The organism is Cellulomonas sp. P24 (assembly GCF_024704385.1).
Classification (GTDB): domain Bacteria; phylum Actinomycetota; class Actinomycetes; order Actinomycetales; family Cellulomonadaceae; genus JAJDFX01.
In genome coordinates, this window is record NZ_JAJDFX010000002.1 from 85112 (window position 1) to 104990 (window position 19879).

Genomic DNA, 19879 nt, shown 5'->3' on the forward strand with positions numbered 1-19879 from the left:
GTCCCTCAGAAAGGCGCTCGCACCATGAAGTTCTCCGACGGCTACTGGCAGCTACCCGACGGCTACACCGTCCTGCGTGCCACCGAGGTCCGCGACATCGTGGCGGACCCCCGAGCCGGAACCCTCACCGTGTTCGCGACGACCCACCGGATCCGCGGACGCGGCGACACCCTCAACGCCCCGCTGCTCACCGTGACGTACTCCTCCCCCGCCCCTGGCGTCGTGCGGACGCGGATCTCCCACCACGACGGCGGCCTCCCGCCGCACCCGCAGTTCGCACTGATCGGAGACACCGGCTTCACCCCGACCGTGCAGGCCACCGACGAGGGCGGGAGACTCACGACCGGCGACCTCGAGGTGAGCGTCCGGCGCGGGTTCGGCTGGCACGTGGAGTACCGGTCCGCGGGGCGGTTGCTCACCGCGAGCACGTCGCGGTCCGTCGCGGCCGTCACCGACGACGCCGGGCACGCGTACGTGCACGAGCAGTTGACCATCACCCCCGGCGAGCTCGTCTACGGTCTCGGCGAGCGGTTCGGCCCCGTGGTCAAGAACGGCCAGAGCGTCGACATCTGGAACCTGGACGGCGGGACATCCAGCGAGCAGGCGTACAAGAACGTGCCGTTCTTCCTCAGCTCGCGCGGGTACGGCGTCCTCGTGGACCACCCCGGCAAGGTGTCCTTCGAGATCGGTTCGGAGGCCGTCGAGCGGACCCAGTTCTCCGTCCCCGGAGAGGTCCTCGAGTACCTGGTGTTCGACGGCCCGACCGCGAAGGACGTCCTGCGCCGCTACACAGCCCTCACCGGTCGCGCTCCCCGCGTTCCCGCGTGGTCGTTCGGCCTGTGGCTGACCACGTCGTTCACGACGTCCTACGACGAGGCGACGGTCACGTCGTTCGTCGACGGCATGGCGGAGCGGGACCTGCCCCTCTCGGTGTTCCACTTCGACTGCTTCTGGATGCGGGAGTTCCACTGGACCGACTTCGTCTGGGATCCCGCGACCTTCCCCGAGCCGCAGGCCATGCTCACGCGACTCAAGGCGAAGGGTCTCCACATCTCGGTGTGGATCAACCCGTACATCGCTCAGCGCTCGCGTCTGTTCACCGAGGGCAAGGAGCGCGGGTACCTGCTCCGTCGCACCGACGGCTCGATCTGGCAGACCGACCTCTGGCAGGCGGGCATGGCACTCGTCGACTTCACGAACCCCGACGCGTGCGACTGGTACACCGGTTACCTGCGCGAGCTCCTCGCTACCGGCGTCGACTGCTTCAAGACCGACTTCGGTGAGCGCATCCCCTCCGAGGGCGTCGTCTACCACGACGGCTCCGACCCGGAACGGATGCACAACTACTACACGCACCTGTACAACCAGTCCGTCTTCGACACCCTCGTCGACGTGCGCGGCGAAGGTGAGGCCGTGCTGTTCGCCCGGTCGGCGACGGCCGGCGGGCAGACGATGCCGGTGCACTGGGGCGGCGACAACGACTCGACGTTCGCCTCCATGGCGGAGACCCTCCGTGGCGGACTGTCGCTCGGGCTCTCAGGGTTCGGCTTCTGGAGCCACGACATCGGCGGCTTCGAGGGCACTCCGGACCCGTTGGTGTTCAAGCGGTGGCTGGCGTTCGGGCTGCTCTCGTCGCACTCGCGTCTGCACGGCTCCGGCTCGGTCCGCGTCCCCTGGGCGTTCGACGACGAGGCGGTGGAGATCACACGCCGGTTCACCCACCTGAAGTACCGCCTCATGCCGTACCTCGCCGCCACCGCAGAGGCCGCGCACACCGACGGCCTGCCCGTCCTGCGACACCTGCTCCTCGAGTTCGGCGACGACCGCTCGGCGCTCAACGCCGACACCCAGTACATGCTCGGCGACAGCGTGCTCGTGGCTCCCGTGCTCGACGCCGACGGGCACGTCGACGTGTACGTCCCCGACGGGGTGTGGACGTCGCTGCTCGACGGCTCGACGGTCACCGGCCCGCGGTGGGTGCACCAGGTCCACTCCACCGGTTCGCTGCCCGTCCTGGTCCGCCCCGGAAGCGTGCTCCCCTGGGGCAACCAGACCTCACGTCCGGACTACGACTGGGCCGACGGGGTCACGCTGCGTGCCTTCGAGCTCGCGGACGGCGACCGGCGCGAGGTCGTCGTGCCCGCGGCCGACGGCGGCGACGGGACCCGGTTCGTCGTCGAGCGCGCCGGCGAGCGGCTCGTCGCCACCGGGCCGGCCAGCACTTGGCGCCTGCAGAGCGGAGACGTCGTGGTCGACGCCGTCGACGGGCACGCGGAGCTCACCCTGGCCTGACGGCGGCACGTCCCTCACGGAGGTCGGGGCGGCACCGGACGAACCGGTGCTGCCCCGACTCGTCTCTCGTCCAGGTCCCGGCCCCGGCCCCGGCCCCGGTACGACCGGATCACACCGCCCGGTCCGCCTGTCCCGGCTCCGGCCCGGGAACACGCGCCTCGAGCCAGCGCGTCACCGTCTCGAGGTACAGCGCCCGCGGTGCAGGGGCCGAGAGGCTGAGGTCGTGCACCCCGTCCGGGATCCGCACGAGGGTCACGTCAGGTCCGAGGAGCGCGGAGCGCGTCGCGATCTGGCGTACGTCCAGGATCGTGTCCTGGCGGTCGAGGTCGGGGTTCGCCGCGGTGTTCGGACCGCTGCTCGCCGATGAGCAGACCAGGACGGGAACGCCGATGTCCAGACCGCGGGCCAGCCGGGCCTGGCCTCGTCGGACCGCGCGCAACCACCCCGCCCGAACCGGGAAGCCTTCCGGCGGTTTGAGCGTGAGGTCGTAGTCCCAGACACCGCCGTGGGCGACGTGCAGCCGGTACGAGTACTCGGAGGGACCGTCCGCGAGGACGCGCTTCGGGTCGAGAGGCCCCGCGACGTCGAGCACCCGGGTCGCCACCACCCGCTGGAACCACCGGGCGTTGAGGTCGAACCACGGGCTGTTGAGCACCAGCGCATCCAGGACGTCCGTCTCCCGCAGGCTGTGCGCCCACAGGCTCGCGAGGAGCCCGCCCGTCGAGTGCCCCATGAGGACCAGGCGACGATGCCCGAGCTCACCGCGGACAAGTGCCGCCGCTGCTGTCAGCTCCGGGACGTAGTCCAGGAGGTCCGTGCACGAGTGCGGCGTCTGCCACGGGCGCAGCGAACGGCCGCACTTGCGCAGGTCGAGCGCGTAGAGCTCGTACCCGTGGGCCCGCAGGGCCTCACCCAGGTGGGTCTGGAAGAAGTAGTCGTTGAACCCGTGCACGTAGAGCACCGCCGGGCGGTCGGCCACCGCGGTGCCGTCCGGGACGGCCCGCACGACGGTCGCCACGACCGCCCCTTCGTCGTCCGCACCGAGGTCGAGAGTCGTCTGCTGCCAGTGGGCGCCGAGCGGGTCCGGTTCCCACCGGGTCACGCAGGCACGTCCGTGCCGCGACGACCTCCCGAGCGCACCGGGAGGACCAGCACCAGCCCCAGCAGGATCACAACCATGATCCCGATGATGCCCCAGTACTGCGCGCCGGACAGGGCGATGGCGGTCGAGAACGCCAACGGAGCCATGAACGCCGCGGCGCGTCCGGTCGTCGCGTACATGCCGAACACCTCGCTCTCACGACCGGCCGGGATGGTCCGGGCGAGCAGCGTGCGACTCGAGGACTGCGCCGGGCCGACGAACAGGCACAGGAGGAGTCCGAAGACCCAGAAGACCCGCTGCCCGCCGTCGTGCAGCACGAACACGCACACCCCGGAGACCACCAGCCCCACCAGTGACGTCACGATGATCGCCTTCGGACCGACCTTGTCGTCCAGGTACCCGGCGACGAACGTCGCGAGCCCAGCGACGACGTTGGCGGCGATCGCGAACATGATGACCCCGGACGCGCTGAACCCGAATGTCCCCGACGCGATCACGGCTCCGAACGTGAAGACGCCGGCGAGACCGTCGCGGTACACGGCGCTCGCCACCAGGAACCGCAGCGTGTCCCGCTGCCCGCGCCACAGCGCAGCCACGTCATGACCCAGCCGCCGGTACGACCCGACCAGTCCGAGCCGGGTCCCTCTGCCGGACGGCGTCACCTCGGGCACTGCGATCAGCACCGGCAACGCGAAGAGACCGAACCACACGGCGGCAACCAGGACCGCGACCCTGATGTCCAGACCGTGCGCACCGGTCACACCGAACCAGCCCACCGTCGGGTTGATGAACCCGACGAACAGCACCAGGAGCAGGACGATCCCCCCGATGTACCCCGCGCCCCAGCCGAGGCCGCTGATCCGCCCGACCGTGCGTGGGGTCGAGACCTGGGCGAGCATCGCGTTGTAGTTGACCGCTGCGAGCTCGTAGAAGATCGTGCCGGCGGCCAGCAGGAAGATGCCCAGCAGCAGGTTCTGGGTCAGGCTCGTCGGGTCCGGGGTGACGAGGAACATCGCCGCGCAGATGAGGACCGTGATCGCGGTGTGGACCCCGAGCCAGCGCTTGCGCCGGCCGGTGTCGTCGGCGCGGGCACCCGTCACGGGGGCGAGCACCGCAATGAGGACACCGGACGCCGTCAGCCCCCAGCCGAGCCACGCCGAGTGCTGCGCGAGAACGGCATCGAGCGCCGTCGTGGCCGCGCCGTGCCCGGTGACGTCGAGGGCCGCGGCGTCCACCGTGCCCTGGTCGACGAACGCCTTGCTGGTGAGCCACCGGGTGAACACGAAGGTCGTGATGACCGCGTTGAACGCCGCCGAGCCCCAGTCCCACAGCGCCCACGCGAGCACTCGGGAACGGGGGACGTCACCCGTCGCGGTCGGCCGTGTCGTCGCGAGGGGCTCGATGGCGGTCACGCGCGAAGTATGGCGTGACCACGCCACTGCAGGGTGAACCCCGGATGAACACGCCGCGCGAGTCGCCCGCTCGGCCCCGGTCCGTCGACGCCCGGCGGCGGCGCAACCAGCGTGCAACCTGCATCCGCACACCGACCGCGGAGCGAGCGGTCAGTCCGTGGCGGCGCCTGACGCCGCAGCCACGAGGTCGCCGTACTCGTCGTGTGCCGCGATCCAGCCGCGCACGAACGGGCACAGTGGGACGACGCGACGCGCGCCTCCTGCCCGCACGTCGTCGAGGGCACCGCGGACGAGCGCCGAGCCGACGCCCTTCCCGCCCGCGCGCGGCTCCACCTCGGTGTGGGTGAACACGACCAGCTCCCCGGACCGCTCGTACTCTGCGAAGCCGACGACCTCGCCGTCGATCCGCGCCTCGTAGCGACTCCGTCCGGGCACGTCACGAACCTCGATGCTCACCATGCCGACACCCAAGCACAGGGGACGATCGAGTGGAACTCCCCCAGGTGTGTCGGCGATCCGGTGTTGGATGGCACCCATGCGCACCCGAACCATCGTCGCCGCGACCGCTGCCGCCGCCCTGGTCATCGCGGGGGCGGCAGGGGGATACGTGTACGTCGGGCACCGCCACGAGGCCGAGCTCGACAGCAAGGCGCACGCGCTGTTCACCTCCTACGCCACCGCCTGGACCGACGGAGGTCTGGATGCGATCGCCTACTCCGGCGCCGAGCCGACCGCGGTCGCCGCGGGCTTCCATGCCACGACCGCGGCACTGGGCGACGTCCACCCGACCGTCTCGGTCACGTCCATGACCCGCCACGGCACGTCCGCCTCCGCCGAGCTCGCGGTGTCGTGGCCCGTCACCGCAGGGTCCACCTGGAGCTACTCGATGCCCGTGGAGGCCACGGACGCCACCGGCACCTGGGCCATCGTGACCACACCGACAGCTTCCATGTGGGTTCCCGGCATCGGGCCCGACGCAACGCTCGTGAAGACCCGGACCTGGGGCACCCGTGGCGAGGTCCTCGACCGCAACGGCGCACCGATCCTCGCGAACGGCACCGTGTACGACGTCGAGATCGACCCGACCCGGGCGTCCGACTCGACGGTCTCCGCGCTCGAGACCCTCGTCGGCTCGTCGCCCGGGTCTCTCGTGGCCCAGCTCGACGCGGCCAAGACGTCCGGCTCGAAGGCGCCGATTCCGGTCATCGCCTATCGAGAGTCCGACTTCCTCGCCCGGAAGGCCCAGCTCGACTCCCTCATCGGGGTGATCTACCCGAAGCGGACCCAACCGCTCGCACCGACCTCGGCCTTCGCGCGCCCGCTGCTCGGCTCCTACGGACCCGTGACCGCCGACATCGTGGAGAAGAGCGGCGGACGGTACGTCGCCGGTGACTACGCCGGGCTCAGCGGACTTCAGGCGCAGTACGACGAGGTGCTCGCGGGGACACCAGGCATCAGGATCGCCACGAGCTTCGCGCCGACGACCGCTCTGTTCGAGAAGCCACCCGTGAACGGCACCTCGGTCACGCTCACCCTCGATCTCGCGACCCAGACGGCAGCCGAGAACGCTCTTGCCGGCAGCGGCAGCGTCCCGTCGGCCCTGGTGGCCGTGGACGTCAAGACGGGCGACCTGCTGGCCGTCGCCAACTCGCCGTCGTACGGCATCGACCGAGCGCTCTCCGGGACGTACCCCCCAGGCTCGACGCTCAAGGTCGGCACGACGTATTCGCTGCTCAGCAAGGGTCTCTCCCCCACCACGACGGTCACCTGCCCGCCCTCGGTGACGGTCGGAGGACTCAAGGTCTCCAACTACGCCGGAGAGTCGTTCGGCTCCGTGCCGTTCTCCGTCGACTTCGCGCAGTCCTGCAACACGGCGTTCGTCCAGCTCTCGGAGAAGATGGGCAACTCGGACGTCCACGACGCCGCGCTCGCCCTGGGCATCGGCGCCGGATGGGACAAGCACCTCGGCGTGCCCGACGTCGCGGCCGGGTCGGTCCCGGTGGCCACGTCGACCAGCGAACGCGCCGCCACCGCCTTCGGCCAGGCCAAGACGCTCGTCTCGCCGGCGGACCTCGCCGTGATGGTCGGCTCGGTGGCCCGCGGCAGCTACGTCGAGCCGGCCCTCGTCTCCTCCCCCGCAGTCGCTGGTGCCGACCGGACCCCGCACCCCCTCGACCCGGCCGTGATCGCGCAGCTCCACGACCTGATGCGACTCGTGGTGACCGACGGGACCGGTCAGGTCATGAAGTCGACGCCCGGTGCCCCGGTGTACGGCAAGACCGGGACGGCGGAGTACGGGACCGACACGCCGCCCAAGACCCGCGCGTGGTTCGTCGGGTGGCAGGGCGACGTCGCGTTCTGCGTGCTCGTCGAGGACGGCGAGAGCGGTGGTGCGGTGGCCGCTCCGATCGCCAAGGCCTTCCTCACGACCCTCAACGGCTGACCCCGAGGCGCAGATGACGTCACCCGCGACCACCGACTGGGCCATGGCGGTCTGGCGTGCCCTCGGCACGGATGAGGAGTCGTTCGATCCTGTCGACCCACCGACCATCATCGGTCCGGCGACGGTGCTCCCCGCCACCTTCGACGTCACCGGGTTCGCCGCCGCCACGACCGCCACGGAGCTGCTCGCCGCCGCACAGCTCCTCGCCACGCGCCGTGCGGAGACGGCACGGCCGGTCACGGTCAGTACCCGCAGCGCGGCGGCGGCGTTCCTCGCCGAGCGTCTCTTCACCCCGCTCGGCTGGGACCTCCCTCCGGCCTGGGACCCGATCGCAGGCGACTACCGGACGCAGGACGGCTGGATCCGGCTGCACACGAACTACCCCCACCACCGAGCGGTCGTCCATCGCGTCCTCGGTGCCGCGACCCGCGAGGACGTCACCCGAGCAGTCGCCTCGTGGGAGGGGACGGCACTCGAGGACGCGATCGTCTCCGCTGGCGGGTGCGCGGCCGTCATGCACACCCGAGCGCAGTGGCTCGGCTCCGCGGCCGGCCGCTCGACGCGTGACGAACCGCTCGCCCGCACCGACGTCGGGACACCCACCGGTTCTGCTCCTCGGTGGGTAGCCCGCTCACCGGTGCCGGTCCGGCCGTTCGACGGGGTCCGGGTCCTCGACCTCACACGGGTGCTCGCCGGCCCGATGTGCACCCGCTTCCTCGCCGCATACGGAGCAGACGTGCTGCGCATCGACCCGGTCGGTGTCGACGAGGTGGCGGCGCTCGTCCCGGAGACGACCGCAGGCAAGCACTCGACGCGGCTGGACCTGACCTGCTCGCCTGACCGGACGACCTTCGCCGAGCTCGTGCGCACCGCCGATGTGCTGGTCAGCGGCTACCGGCCCGGTGCCTTCGACGCCCTCGGCTACGACGCCAGCGCGCTTCGCTCCCTCAACCCGGAGCTCATCACCGCCTCCCTCGACGCCTATGGCTGGACCGGGCCGTGGCGGGAGCGACGCGGGTTCGACAGCCTCGTCCAGATGAGTGTCGGCATCGCATCCGCCGGCGCCTCGGAGGACGGCACGGACGCCCCTCGCCCCCTCCCGGCGCAGGCCCTCGATCATGGGACCGGAGCCGTCCTCGCCGCAGCCATCGGCCGCGCCCTGCTCCGACAGCTGCGCCACGGCGCACCGACGTCGGTCCGGTGCTCACTCATCGGCACCGCCACCGCGCTCCTCGGCCACCCGTCGCCGTCCGGTCGCACGACCCCGGACCCGCAGTGGTCGGACACGGACCTCGTGACGACCAGGACGGCGTGGGGCTCCGCCCGGCAGGTGCCGCTGCCGGGAGAGATCGCCGGCACGCCACCGCACTGGTCAGTCGACGCCGGGCCGATCGGCAGCCATGCGCCGGTCTGGTCGAGCTGAAACCACGGCCTCACGCGGCGCACGCCGGGAGCGCTGCTAGCCCGGAACCGCAGCCGTGTGCAACAACGAGGTGAGGTTCGCGTCCCACTCGAGCATCCAGAAGTACCACGGCGTGCTGCGGAACCCGATCGCCTCCAGACCGGCACGCGGTTCCGTCCGCGTGTACGCGTTGATCGCCGCGTGGACCGCAGCCGAGTCGACAGGGGTGAGCGCCTGAAAGCGCACCAGGTCACCGGCCGGCACGTTGTACCGGAACTCGGGCTTGATCCAGAAGAGCGCATCGGTGATCAGCCCCTCGTCGAGGAGGCTCTTGATCACCCGTCCGTTGCCGCGATGGAGCCGGTTGTTGTCGAGCACGTACGAGTGAGCGACGTGCGTGACGGTCCTCCCTGCCGCAGCGGCCGCGCGCTCGAACCTGAGCGCCGTGCGCCGCATCTCCGCGAAGTTGTCATCCGGCCCCGGTGCCGAGTCCTGCAGCACGACCACGTTGCGGCTCTCGACCCCGAGGGCAGCCATCGCCGCACGGAACTCGTCCTCACGGAGCGTGCCTCGCTGCACGCTCGAGAGGGCGTTGAAGTGCGCCGGCTTGAGGAACGGTGTGGCCCCGAGCCCGCGGGACACCAGGACGACGTACACGTTGTCCGCACCCTTGGTGTCGATGGCCGCCCGGACAGCACTACCGCCCCACAGCACCTCGTCGTCGGGGTGCTCGGGGTAGAACACGACGACGTCGCCCGCGAACACCGGGTTGTGGGCCAGGCGCGGCTCGTGCACGATCTCGCCGACGCACACGGCAAGGACGAGGATCACCGCGGCAACGGCACGTACCGACCGCCACTGCGCCACCCTCGCGGCCCACCGCAGCACCGTCATGCCTTCATCGCCCCCGGACCACGTCACCGGCAACCGCCTGCCGCTCGCCGACTCCTCGGCCGCCACCGCACGGCCCCGGCCGCGGGGCCGGAAGTGGGGTCGTCAGACGATACCGCCGACCACCGCCTGGGTCAGTCCGCGACGAGCGCGTGGAGCTCAGCGGCCTTCGCGGTGACGAAGTCGGCAGACCGTCGGAGCTCACCGACCGCGTTGGCCGAGACGGATGCCGCGTCGGCGACCGCCGCCACGCTCGCGCTCATCTCGCTCGCCACCGCCGTCTGCTCCTCGACCGCACCGGCGACCGTGGTCTGCTGTGCCCCGATCTCGTCGATCAGCCGCAGGATGTCGCTGATCGCCCGTGCCGCGTCCGCACTGTCCGTCTGGATCGCCGCGATCATCTCGGTGATCTCCGCCGTGGCGCTGCGCGTGCGACCCGCGAGGTCCTTGACCTCGCCGGCGACGACCGCGAAGCCCTTGCCGGCTTCGCCCGCACGTGCGGCCTCGATCGTCGCGTTGAGCGCGAGGAGGTTGGTCTGCTCGGCGATCGCGGTGATCAGCTTGCTGACAGTGCCGATCCGCGTGCTCGACTCGCCGAGCTTGGCCAGCCGCTCGCTCGCCACGCCCGCCGCGCCGACTGCCGTGCTCGTCCCACTAGCGGCCGCGGCAGCGCTCACCGCGATCTCGCGGATGCTGGCCGACATCTGCTCCGAGCCGGCCGCGACGGCGCCCGCCCTGTTGGACACCTCGCCCGCGCCGGCGGCGATCTGGTCACCGAGGGCGGTCAGCGAGGCAGATGACGCCTCCAGCTCCCCGGCCACCGACTTCGTGGTCCGTGCGACGTCGTGCGCGGCCGTCACGTCGCGCCACACGACGGTGAAGCCGCCGTCGAACCGGTCCACGACCACCTCGGCGTCGGCGTGCTGCCCACCCTCGTTGGCGTGAACCGTCCGGGTCACCGGGAACGACCGCTCGATCCGGACGATCTGCGCGAGCTGGTCGCGGAGCGCGGCCAGCACGGCCGCGCCACGCTCTGCGCCGACCTTCTCGCCGAGGGCGAGACCTGCGCGGTTGCGGTGCACGATCGTGCCGTCGGTGTCGAGCACCATCAGCGCGGCGGGAGTCGCCTCGAGGATCTCGAACGCGCCGACGCGGGAGATCAGCGGGTCGACATCGGACGGCGCGCGCGAGCTCAGGCGGAACATCGAGAGCTTCTCCTTCGTACGTGGGCGCGACGCCGGATCGGTCGCGCTCACGCATGACATCGGCAGTCGCACCCCTGCCATGAGCAACCTCAGCGCGCGGATTCGTCCCGGTTGGACCGTGACGCGTCGGCCGGGCTCACCCGGGAACGAGCCGCCGGGATCGTGAACCCGCCACCGTGGGCGGTGCGTCCGTGCCCACGTGCAAGGCGGTGCTCGGCCGTCCAGCGACGGGTCCACGCGGAGACGTCGTCCGCCGGCATCGGGCGCGCGACGCAGTAGCCCTGGAACACGTCGACGCCGAGCGGCAGAAGGGCTGCGGCCACCTCGGGGCTCTCGACGCCCTCCGCCACGAGCCGGAGTCCGAGCGCTCGCGCCATCTCGCTCGTCGTCCGGACAATCATCCGGCTGCGCTCGTCGTGGACGACGGGAGCGATGAACGATCGGTCGAGCTTGAGCTCCTGCACCGGCAGGTCGCGTAGGTACGCGAGCGATGAGAACCCCGTGCCGTAGTCGTCGACCGACACCTGCACGTGATGGGAGTGGAGCTCGTGCAGCGCGTCGCGAGTCCGTTCAGGATCGGCGAGGAACGAGTCCTCAGTCACCTCGACGAGGATCGAGTCCGCAGGCAGGTCCGCCGCGGCGAGTGCCGCGAACAGCTGCGGGAGCAGCTCGCCCGAGACGAGCTCAGGCGGCGCGCAGTTCATCGCGACCCGGAAGGTCAGCCCCTCGCTCCGCCATCGACGCGCGTCGTCGACGACCCGACGCATGACCAGCTCGGTGAGCGCCGGCATCAGCCCCGCACGACGGACGTCCGCGAGGAACGCGACCGGCGCGAGCAACCCCTCCGTGGGATGCCACCACCGGATCAACGCCTCCATCGCCACGACGGCGCGCGTCCGCGCATCGATCTGCGGCTGGTACCACACCACGAGCTGGCCCTCGGCGAGAGCCTCCCGGAGCTCCTCCTGACGACGAAGCCGTTGACGCGAGAAGCCGTCCTGTGCCGGGTCGAAGAACACCACCCCGGCATGCGCGCTCTTGGCCGCGTACATCGCGATGTCCGCGCGACGCAGCAGCTCGGTGGACGACGTCTCGCTCTGCTCACGCATCGTGATGCCGACCGAGGCATCGATCGACAGGTCGAAGCTCTCGACGCGGAGAAGCTCCCGCAGGGCAGCGCGCACCCGTTGCGCGGTCTCGAGGAGGTGCTCCCGGTTCACGCTGGAGATGAGCAGCGCGAACTCGTCGCCGCCGAGCCGAGCGACCATCACGCGGTGATCCGTCGCCGCACGCATCCGCTGCGCGAGCGCGACCAGCACCTCGTCCCCGATGGTGTGACCGAGGCTGTCGTTGACGTCCTTGAAACCGTCCAGATCCAGCAGGAGGACACCGATCGGTGACGTCGTGCGCAGCGCGTCGTCAGCGGCAGCAAGCAGCGCCCGCCGGTTCGGCAGGCCGGTCAGATCGTCGGTCAGCGACAGACGGGTCGCCTCCGCCGCTCCCTGCGCGTCCCGGAGCGCGAGGGTGAGGCGCGCCCCCGTCGCGACCAACGTCACGAGAGCGAGGAGTCGCATCGTCCAACCGGGGGCGCCGGTCGGGTCACCCACGAGCGCGACGACCGCGACTGCCGCGGCCACCGGTACGGCGCGAGGGGTCTGACGCGGGAGCGGTGTCGCCGCAGCGGGTGGCGGCGTCGCACACGCCGCACCGACGATCGCCGCAAGGCCGGCGCCGCCGATCAGGACGACCAGCAGCCCAACGGTCGACGGAGTACGTGACGACCCCGTCACGATGTCGCTGTCAGCCACCATCAGCGCCACGAAACCCAGGAGCAGAACACCCGTCCGCACCGACCGGTCGCGTTGACGCAGCACCGCCCGACTGAGGACGAGCGAGACGAGCGCGACGTCGCCCAGGTGGGAGAGAACGTCGGTGACCCGCGCATCTCCCGCAGGGATGAAGCCCCCTGGCACGGCCGTCGTCGCGGCGAACACGACCAGGCAGACGCCTACCCACACGACGATCACCTCGAGCCGAACCGCTGGTGACGTGATCAGCCGGCGCGATGCGTCGGTGAGCACGAACGCCGCGAGCACGGCGGCTCCCGCTGCCCGGACTCCCACGTCGAGCCCCGCCGGCAGATCGACGTCCAGGGTCCGAGCCACCCCGGTGAGGACGTCGGCCCCCGACCACAGCGTGAGGCCTGCAGCCAGCAGGGTGAGTGGGCGCCGGCGCTCGGTGGTGCGTGCTCCGACGCGCACCAGTCGCCAGACGAGAAGCAGCACGAGGGCGACCGCCGCACCGAGCTGGAAGCGGCCCGCGGAGGCCACGTCGGTGGCGGCGACGGCGAGAACCGCGACGACGAGCAGGACGAGCCACGGGGCCAGCCCGAGCGTTCGGCTCACGCGCGCACCGGACGGGTCGACCCGGTCGAGAGTCATCATCGACGCATCCCATCCTCGGTGTCGGGAGGAGTCCTGGCGGCGACGCCCGGGTGACCTCGGTCTGTCCACCCTTCGCTGTGGATATCGGCTCGACGACGAGGCGACTTGACGGTAAGTGTCCGGCGTCGCGTGCACCACCCGCTCGGGACGCTGCACAAGAACGGCGTGAAGAGACGGAAGCTATTCGCGTCTCACCCGCCAGGACATTGCCTCCTCACCCGCCCGTCGCCGCGCGATCGGGCGTCGACCTCACCCGCCGCACACCCGTGAGCGCCCTGCCGCGCCTCACCCGCTCCGCCGATCCGCAGGGCGTGACCTGGCTCATCCGCGCACCTCGTCCAAGGCCCACGCGTCGACCCGGCTCATGGCGGTCTGTGATCGCCCGCTCACGCAGACCCGTCGGGCACGGAGTTTCAGATTCCGCGCACCTGCTCGCGCGTCGGCTTCCGCGCCGCAGATGGACGTCTCGCGCTCCTCACCGGCACGCACCCGCGAAGGCCCTCCGCAACGCGTCAGTACCATTGCCAATTCCCACGCGCAAGGCGATCGGCATCACCCGCAGCCGACGGGCGGAAGGCGGACCGAGTCAGCGTCGGACCGAACCATCTCCACGTACACGACGACCCGAACCGATGCCGGGCATCTTCACTGCCCGACGAGGCCGAACCGCTCGTGACCAGGTCTGATCGTAGGCAACCGACCGAGCTGGCCGCGTCCGACCAACGGGGTCGACGACGTCGTCTGCCACATCGCGAGATCAAAAGAATCTAACTTTCAACCAATTGCGGGTGGCGCCGGAGTAAACGCGAGCGGAATTGGGCACGCTCCAAGAACCGACTTGTCTGCGGTCGGTCATCACCATTACTGCGATGTCGAAAAGGACATTTACCCCAGTCGGCTCCACATTCTCGGTGTCATCCCCTATGCTGTTCGCATACGGCGACTCGCCTTGACCCTGGAGGACTGAACAATGCACAGAAGGTGGACATGAACCGCGTCGGTACTCCTGTTGCCGCAACACTTGCCTTGGCGCTCGCCGCAACAGTCACCGTGACAGGCACCAGTTACGGAGTCGAACCCCACCCGAACGCTACCGCGACAACGGCGCCCGCGTCATTGCTCGACAGCACCTGGGGCGACAACAAGGGGTCCTCCGAAGCAGATAAGGCCGTCGCGACCTCCGGCACGTGGGACGCGACGACCGATCTCGGATCGATGTACAACCTCACCAAGGCGATCGGCGCGCAGGACGCGTGGGACATGACCGATGCCCAAGGCCGGCCGATCACTGGCAAGGGCGTCACGGTCGCGCTGGTCGACACGGGCATCGCACCAGTCGAAGGCCTCGACACGGCAGGCAAGGTCATCAACGGTCCCGACCTGTCGTTCGACGGTCAGTCCGACTCCTTGCGGTACCTCGACGCCTACGGTCACGGCACGCACATGGCGGGGATCATCGCCGGCCGGGACGACTCCGTGACGACGGCCACGCTCGACAACCCGAAGCAGTTCGTGGGCGTCGCCCCCGGCGCGAGCCTGCTGAACATGAAGGTGTCCTCCTCCGAGGGGACGACCGACGTCTCTCAGGTGATCGCCGCGATCGACTGGATCGTGCAGCACCGCAACGACAACGGCATGAACGTCCGCGTCATCAACCTCTCCTATGGGACCAACACCAAGCAGCCGTACGAGATCGACCCCCTGGCGAAGGCTGTCGAGAACGCCTGGGAAGCCGGGATCGTCGTCGTGGCCGCAGCGGGCAACGACGGGGTCTCGAAGCCGCTCACGATGCCGGCCGCTGATCCGTTCGTCCTCGCGATCGGGTCGAGCGACAACCACGGCACTGCCACCACCGCCGACGACACGCTGTCGACGTTCACCAACACCGGCGACGCCTCGCGGCACCCGGACCTGCTCGCTCCGGGCAAGTCCCTCGTCTCGCTGCGCGTGCCAGGTTCCAACGTCGATCAGCAGCACCCGGAAGGGCTCGTCGCAGGTGACACCTCCGGACGCCTCTTCCGCGGAAGCGGAACGTCCCAGGCTGCTGCCGTCGTCTCAGGTGCTGTCGCGCTCCTGCTGCAGGCTCACCCGACGCTCACCCCGGACCAGGTGAAGGCGCTGCTCGAACGCTCGGCAGACCCGATGCCGGCCGAGTCGAACGTGGCCCGCGGCGCTGGCGAGCTCAACATCGCCCGTGCGATCGAGTCGCCTGTTCCCGCCGCTGCGACGGTGGCCCAGACGTACCCGACGTCCAACGGGCTCGGCTCGCTCGAGCTCTCGCGCGGTGACACCCACGTCGTGGACAAGGCGACAGGATCTGTCCTCGCCGGTGAGGTCGACGCATACGGGGCCCCGTGGGACGGCAGTCGCTGGGCTGCGGCGTCCACGCGCGGCGCTGCGTGGACCGGTGGCGAGTGGAACAGCACCCGCTGGTCCGGTGACACCTGGACGTCGCTCGGTTGGGCGAGCCCCTGCTGGGCCTCCACCCGCTGGTCGGGTGCCGACTGGTCGTCCACCCGGTGGTCCTCGACTCGCTGGTCGAACGCCGACTGGTCCTCGACCCGGTGGTCGTCCACCCGGTGGTCGGACGCCGACTGGGCCTCCACCCGCTGGTCCTCGACCCGCTGGTCCTCCACCCGCTGGTCGTCCACCCGGTGGTCGGACGCCGACTGGGCCTCCACCCGCTGGTCCTCGACCCGCTGGTCCTCCACCCGCTGGTCGTCCACCCGGTGGTCGGACGCCGACTGGGCCTCCACCCGCTGGTCGTCCACCCGCTGGTCCTCGACCCGGTGGTCGTCCACCCGCTGGTCCTCGACCCGGTGGTCCTCGACCCGGTGGTCGGACGCCGACTGGGCCTCCACCCGCTGGTCGTCGACCCGGTGGTCGGACGCCGACTGGTCCTCGACCCGCTGGTCCTCGACCCGCTGGTCGTCCACCCGGTGGTCGGACGCCGACTGGGCCTCCACCCGCTGGTCCTCGACCCGGTGGTCGGACGCCGACTGGTCCTCCACCCGGTGGTCGGACGCCGACTGGTCCTCCACCCGCTGGTCGTCCACCCGCTGGTCAGCGAGCAGTTGGGGCATCTAGCACGGCGCGCGACGGGGGCTCCAGGATCGCCTGGAGCCCCCGTCGCGTTGCGAGGAAGATGGGCCGAATGGCTTGACTCGCTGGGCCGGTGTGCCGATGGGCTATACGATCGATAAGAACCGCGCCGCGACGGCAAGGGGTAGACGGATGTCACCGGACTCACGCACGCTGCGGCGCGCCTTGACGCCGGTGAACGCCCTGATCGTCGTCCTGGCGGTCGGCACCGCGGCACTCTTCCTCGGTCCAGTCCGCCCGTTCACCTCGAGCCCGACGTCACTCCTCGTCCCGTGGTGGGCCGTTGCGGTCGGATTCGGCCTCGCGGAGATCTTCGTCGTCCACCTGCCGATGGCGCGTAGCGCACGGACCTTCGCCTTCCGTGAGATCCCGTCAGTCGTCGCACTGGTGTACCTGTCCCCGAACGACTACCTCGCCGCGGCACTGGTCGGAAGCGGTCTCGCCCTTGTGCTCTTCGAGCGCCAGCGAGGCAGCAAGCTGGCGTTCAACGTGGCGATGTTCGGGGTCGAGGCAGGGGTCGCGATTCTCGTCTATCGCGCCGTGCTCGGCACCGCCCTCGCCACCGATCCTCGCGGCTGGATCGCGGCACTGACGGCGATGATCGCGACCGGCCTCCTCAGCTGCGTCCTCGTCACCTTGGTCATCTACCTCGCGGGCGACGGGTGGACGTCGGACATCCTGCGTGAGGCGACCCGGAGCGGGATCATCGCCAGCGCCGCCAACACGAGCCTCGCGTTGTTGAGCGTCGTCCTCCTCATGGTCGAGCCCGCGGCTCTGTCGCTGCTCGGTGTCGTCGTCGCTGTGGTGTTCCTCTCCTACCGCGGCTACGTCGCCTTCGCCGCTCGCTACTCGCAGCTCGAGCTCCTCTACCGGTTCGTCGGAACGGTCGGGGCCTCGGTCGACCTCGACCGTACGATCCGGTCCGTGCTCAGCGAGGCGCGCGACGTGCTCGCCTCTTCCCGAGGCGAGCTGATCGTGCTCGCCGCCGAAGGTTCGCCCGGGCAGCACGTCGTCCTGGTCGACGACGTCCTCACCCAAGGCGCGCCACCTGGACGCGAGGGGGCGTCCGAGTGGTGGAGCCCCGCCGCGAGCGGCACGAGTGTGCTCGTTCAGCGCGGCGACGACCGGACGCGCACCCGGTTGCCCTCCGGGCTCGCCGATGCCATGGCGGTCCCGATCGGCATCGACGGTATGACCGCCGTCCTCATCGTTGCGGACCGCCTGTTCACCGGGCGGAGCTTCAGCGAGCAGGACCTGCACCTCTTCGAAGCCCTCGCCGGCCACGCCTCCATCACGCTGCAGAACGCGCGCCTCGTCGACATCATGCGCAAGGACGCCGCGACCCGTGATCACGAGGCCCGCCACGACCCGCTGACGGGCCTGCCGAACCGCCGCGAGCTCCACACCCGGTTCGAGGACGTCGCCCGGCACGGCGAGCTGGCGATGCTCATGCTCGACCTCGACGACTTCAAGGAGATCAACGACACGCTCGGTCACGACGCAGGCGACCACGTCCTCCGGGAGATCGGCCGTCGACTTCAGGAGACGACGACCGGCGTCGTGGCACGGCTCGGAGGCGACGAGTTCGCCATCCTCCTCCCTGGCGTCGGGGACCCCGGAGACGCCCTGGAGCAAGGAGTCTCGCTCCTGGACGCGATCCGGAAGCCTGTCGCGCTCAACGACGTGAATCTCGTGGTCGGCGGAAGCATCGGCGTGGCGCTCTACCCGGCGCACGGTGAGACGAGCGACGTCCTGCTCACTCACGCCGACGTCGCGATGTACTCGGCGAAGGTGGCCGGCACCGGGATCGAGACCTACACGCCCGACCCGGAGACCGGCCGCCACCGCCGCCTCGCCCTCGCAGCGCAGATGGAGGCGGCGATCGAGAGCGGCGGCATCACGCTCTGGTACCAGCCGAAGCTCGACACGACCACCGGCGAGCTGGTGGGCGTCGAAGGTCTCGTCCGCTGGATCCACCCGGTGTACGGACTTGTCTCCCCCGCCGAGATCATCCCCGTCGCCGAGCGCACCGGCCTCGTCCGACGACTCACCGACCACCTGCTCGAGACGGCGCTGCGTCAGCAGGCCGTGTGGCGCGTCGCCGGCCTCGACGTCACCGTCGCCGTCAACATCACCACGCGCGACCTCGTCGACGACAAGCTGCCCCTGATGGTCGAGCGCCTCGTGGCCGAGTCGGGTGGGCGCCCCGATCGGCTCACGCTCGAGATCACCGAGAGCGGGATCATGCGCGACCTCGATCGCAGCCTCGAGATCCTCGACGGGCTCGCAGCGATCGGCGTCAAGCTCTCGATCGACGACTTCGGCACCGGCTACTCGTCGCTCGCCTACCTCGAGCGACTGCCGGTCAGCGAGGTCAAGATCGACCGCAGCTTCGTCCAGTGGTTGTCCGACCCCAACCACAACTCCACGGTCCTCCAGTCGACGATCCAGATGAGCCACGCCCTCGGGCTGTCCGTCGTCGCCGAGGGTGTCGAGTCCCAGCCGGTCTGGGACATCCTGGCCACCCTGGGTGCCGACATCATCCAGGGCTACCACGTGGCCTACCCGATGCCTGCATCGGCCGTCGCCGCCTGGTGTCGGCCGACCGGGTCCTCGGTACCCGAGGCCCGCACCCCGCCGCGGCTCTCCCGTCTCGCCTAGTCGTTCACCGCAACCCGCGACCGTCACCGCCGCGGCATGATGGCACTCGGGTTCAGGACAGCACGTCCTTCGTGACGAACCGCCCGTAGGCGAGAGCCCCGAAGACGGCCACGTAGCCCGCCTGGAGCAACCCGTTGTCGACGAACGACGTCCAGGAGATCGGCGAGCGAAGCAGATCGCCGAGGTCGAGCCAGTAGCGCGTGAACAGCCACGGGTGGAGCCACGAGAGCTGCGGGAGCGACCCGAGCACCTGAGCCGTCACCGACAGCACGATGGTCGCCGCCATCGCACCGACAGGGACCTCGGTCAAGGTGGAGATGAACAGGCCGACCGCCGACAACCCCAGGAGCGAGACGGTGACGAACGCAGCGACCAGCAACGCCCGCACGATCGACGGGCCCACCCCGATCGTGTCCCCGGAGAGCAGCGTCACCGGGCCGACCGGGAACAGCGCCGCCCCGACGAGCGCTCCCGTGAGGACGACGGCGAGCGTCGCTGTCAGCGCGAACACGGCCGCCCCGATGTACTTCACGACGAGCAGCCGCACCCGACCCACCGGCGCGACCAGCAGGTAGCGCAAGGTCCCGAGCCCCGCCTCGCCGGCGATCGTGTCACCGGCCACCACTCCGATCGTCAACGGAAGGAACAGCGGGATCGAGACGACAAGGCCGGTGACCCCCACGAACAGCCCGTTCTGCGTCACCCGGTCGAGGAACGGCGGTCCGTGACCGGGTGCCGGCGGCGAGGACGAGAGGCGCACCGCGACAGCGATGAGGACGGGGATCGCCGCCAGGGCCAGGAGCATCGCCCAGGTGCGCCGCCGCCGGTACAGCACGCCCAGCTCGGAGGCGAGCAGTCCCGCCGTCACCGACGCCCGCAGACCCCGCTGCACGCGCGGCTGCGGCGCGCTCGCGTCCACCGGTCG

Annotated in this window: 12 protein-coding genes; 5 read left to right on the plus strand and 7 right to left on the minus strand. The window is 70.5% G+C overall.

Going from position 1 to position 19879, the window contains the following annotated elements:
* Positions 1–24: 24 nt before the first annotated feature.
* Positions 25–2292 carry an alpha-xylosidase gene (gene yicI / locus LJB74_RS00550; RefSeq protein WP_259306701.1) on the plus strand — a complete coding sequence of 756 codons (2268 nt, stop codon included), beginning with the start codon at positions 25–27 and terminating at the stop codon, positions 2290–2292.
* Between the two features lie 109 nt (positions 2293–2401).
* Here the strand turns inward: yicI and LJB74_RS00555 are convergent, their stop codons facing one another.
* The 3 genes from LJB74_RS00555 to LJB74_RS00565 all read right to left on the minus strand — a co-directional run bounded on the left by LJB74_RS00555 (position 2402) and on the right by LJB74_RS00565 (position 5241).
* Positions 2402–3394 (minus strand): alpha/beta hydrolase, encoded by a 993-nt coding sequence (locus LJB74_RS00555; RefSeq protein ID WP_259306702.1) that lies wholly within the window; start codon positions 3392–3394, stop codon positions 2402–2404.
* Positions 3391–4806 (minus strand): MFS transporter, encoded by a 1416-nt coding sequence (locus LJB74_RS00560; RefSeq protein ID WP_310650779.1) that lies wholly within the window; start codon positions 4804–4806, stop codon positions 3391–3393. Before LJB74_RS00560 ends, LJB74_RS00555 begins: the two co-directional genes overlap by 4 nt.
* Positions 4807–4956: 150 nt before the next feature.
* Positions 4957–5241 (minus strand): GNAT family N-acetyltransferase, encoded by a 285-nt coding sequence (locus LJB74_RS00565; protein ID WP_310650780.1) that lies wholly within the window; start codon positions 5239–5241, stop codon positions 4957–4959.
* A gap of 100 nt (positions 5242–5341) precedes the next feature.
* On the opposite strand from LJB74_RS00565, the gene LJB74_RS00570 reads away from it, so the two are divergent.
* On the plus strand, positions 5342–7249 hold the full coding sequence (locus tag LJB74_RS00570) for a penicillin-binding transpeptidase domain-containing protein (protein ID WP_259306704.1): 1908 nt from the start codon (positions 5342–5344) through the stop codon (positions 7247–7249).
* Between the two features lie 13 nt (positions 7250–7262).
* Positions 7263–8672, plus strand: a complete 1410-nt coding sequence (locus tag LJB74_RS00575) for a CoA transferase (protein ID WP_259306705.1) — start codon at positions 7263–7265, stop codon at positions 8670–8672.
* Positions 8673–8708: 36 nt separating this feature from the next.
* Here LJB74_RS00575 and LJB74_RS00580 read toward each other — a convergent pair whose 3' ends face one another.
* The 3 genes from LJB74_RS00580 to LJB74_RS00590 all read right to left on the minus strand — a co-directional run bounded on the left by LJB74_RS00580 (position 8709) and on the right by LJB74_RS00590 (position 13191).
* Complete coding sequence (locus LJB74_RS00580) at positions 8709–9545, minus strand: PIG-L family deacetylase (RefSeq protein ID WP_259306706.1); 837 nt, start codon at positions 9543–9545, stop codon at positions 8709–8711.
* Between the two features lie 131 nt (positions 9546–9676).
* Positions 9677–10747, minus strand: a complete 1071-nt coding sequence (locus LJB74_RS00585; protein WP_259306707.1) for a methyl-accepting chemotaxis protein — start codon at positions 10745–10747, stop codon at positions 9677–9679.
* 89 nt (positions 10748–10836) lie between these two features.
* On the minus strand, positions 10837–13191 hold the full coding sequence (locus LJB74_RS00590; protein ID WP_259306708.1) for a bifunctional diguanylate cyclase/phosphodiesterase: 2355 nt from the start codon (positions 13189–13191) through the stop codon (positions 10837–10839).
* Between the two features lie 1116 nt (positions 13192–14307).
* On the opposite strand from LJB74_RS00590, the gene LJB74_RS00595 reads away from it, so the two are divergent.
* Entirely contained in the window at positions 14308–16278 is a 1971-nt protein-coding gene (locus LJB74_RS00595; RefSeq protein WP_259306709.1) for a S8 family serine peptidase, read from the plus strand.
* Between the two features lie 147 nt (positions 16279–16425).
* On the plus strand, positions 16426–18954 hold the full coding sequence (locus tag LJB74_RS00600; protein WP_259306710.1) for a bifunctional diguanylate cyclase/phosphodiesterase: 2529 nt from the start codon (positions 16426–16428) through the stop codon (positions 18952–18954).
* Between the two features lie 52 nt (positions 18955–19006).
* Here the strand turns inward: LJB74_RS00600 and LJB74_RS00605 are convergent, their stop codons facing one another.
* Entirely contained in the window at positions 19007–19873 is an 867-nt protein-coding gene (locus tag LJB74_RS00605; protein WP_396125100.1) for an ABC transporter permease, read from the minus strand.
* Between the last annotated feature and the right edge of the window lie 6 nt (positions 19874–19879).

Coding starts and splice junctions, on each gene's coding strand:
- yicI (WP_259306701.1), top strand. CDS start 25: ATGAAGTTCTCCGACGGCTACTGGCAGCTACCCGACGGCTACACCGTC.
- LJB74_RS00570 (WP_259306704.1), top strand. CDS start 5,342: ATGCGCACCCGAACCATCGTCGCCGCGACCGCTGCCGCCGCCCTGGTC.
- LJB74_RS00575 (WP_259306705.1), top strand. CDS start 7,263: ATGACGTCACCCGCGACCACCGACTGGGCCATGGCGGTCTGGCGTGCC.
- LJB74_RS00580 (WP_259306706.1), bottom strand. CDS start 9,545: ATGACGGTGCTGCGGTGGGCCGCGAGGGTGGCGCAGTGGCGGTCGGTA.
- LJB74_RS00585 (WP_259306707.1), bottom strand. CDS start 10,747: ATGTTCCGCCTGAGCTCGCGCGCGCCGTCCGATGTCGACCCGCTGATC.
- LJB74_RS00590 (WP_259306708.1), bottom strand. CDS start 13,191: ATGATGACTCTCGACCGGGTCGACCCGTCCGGTGCGCGCGTGAGCCGA.
- LJB74_RS00600 (WP_259306710.1), top strand. CDS start 16,426: ATGTCACCGGACTCACGCACGCTGCGGCGCGCCTTGACGCCGGTGAAC.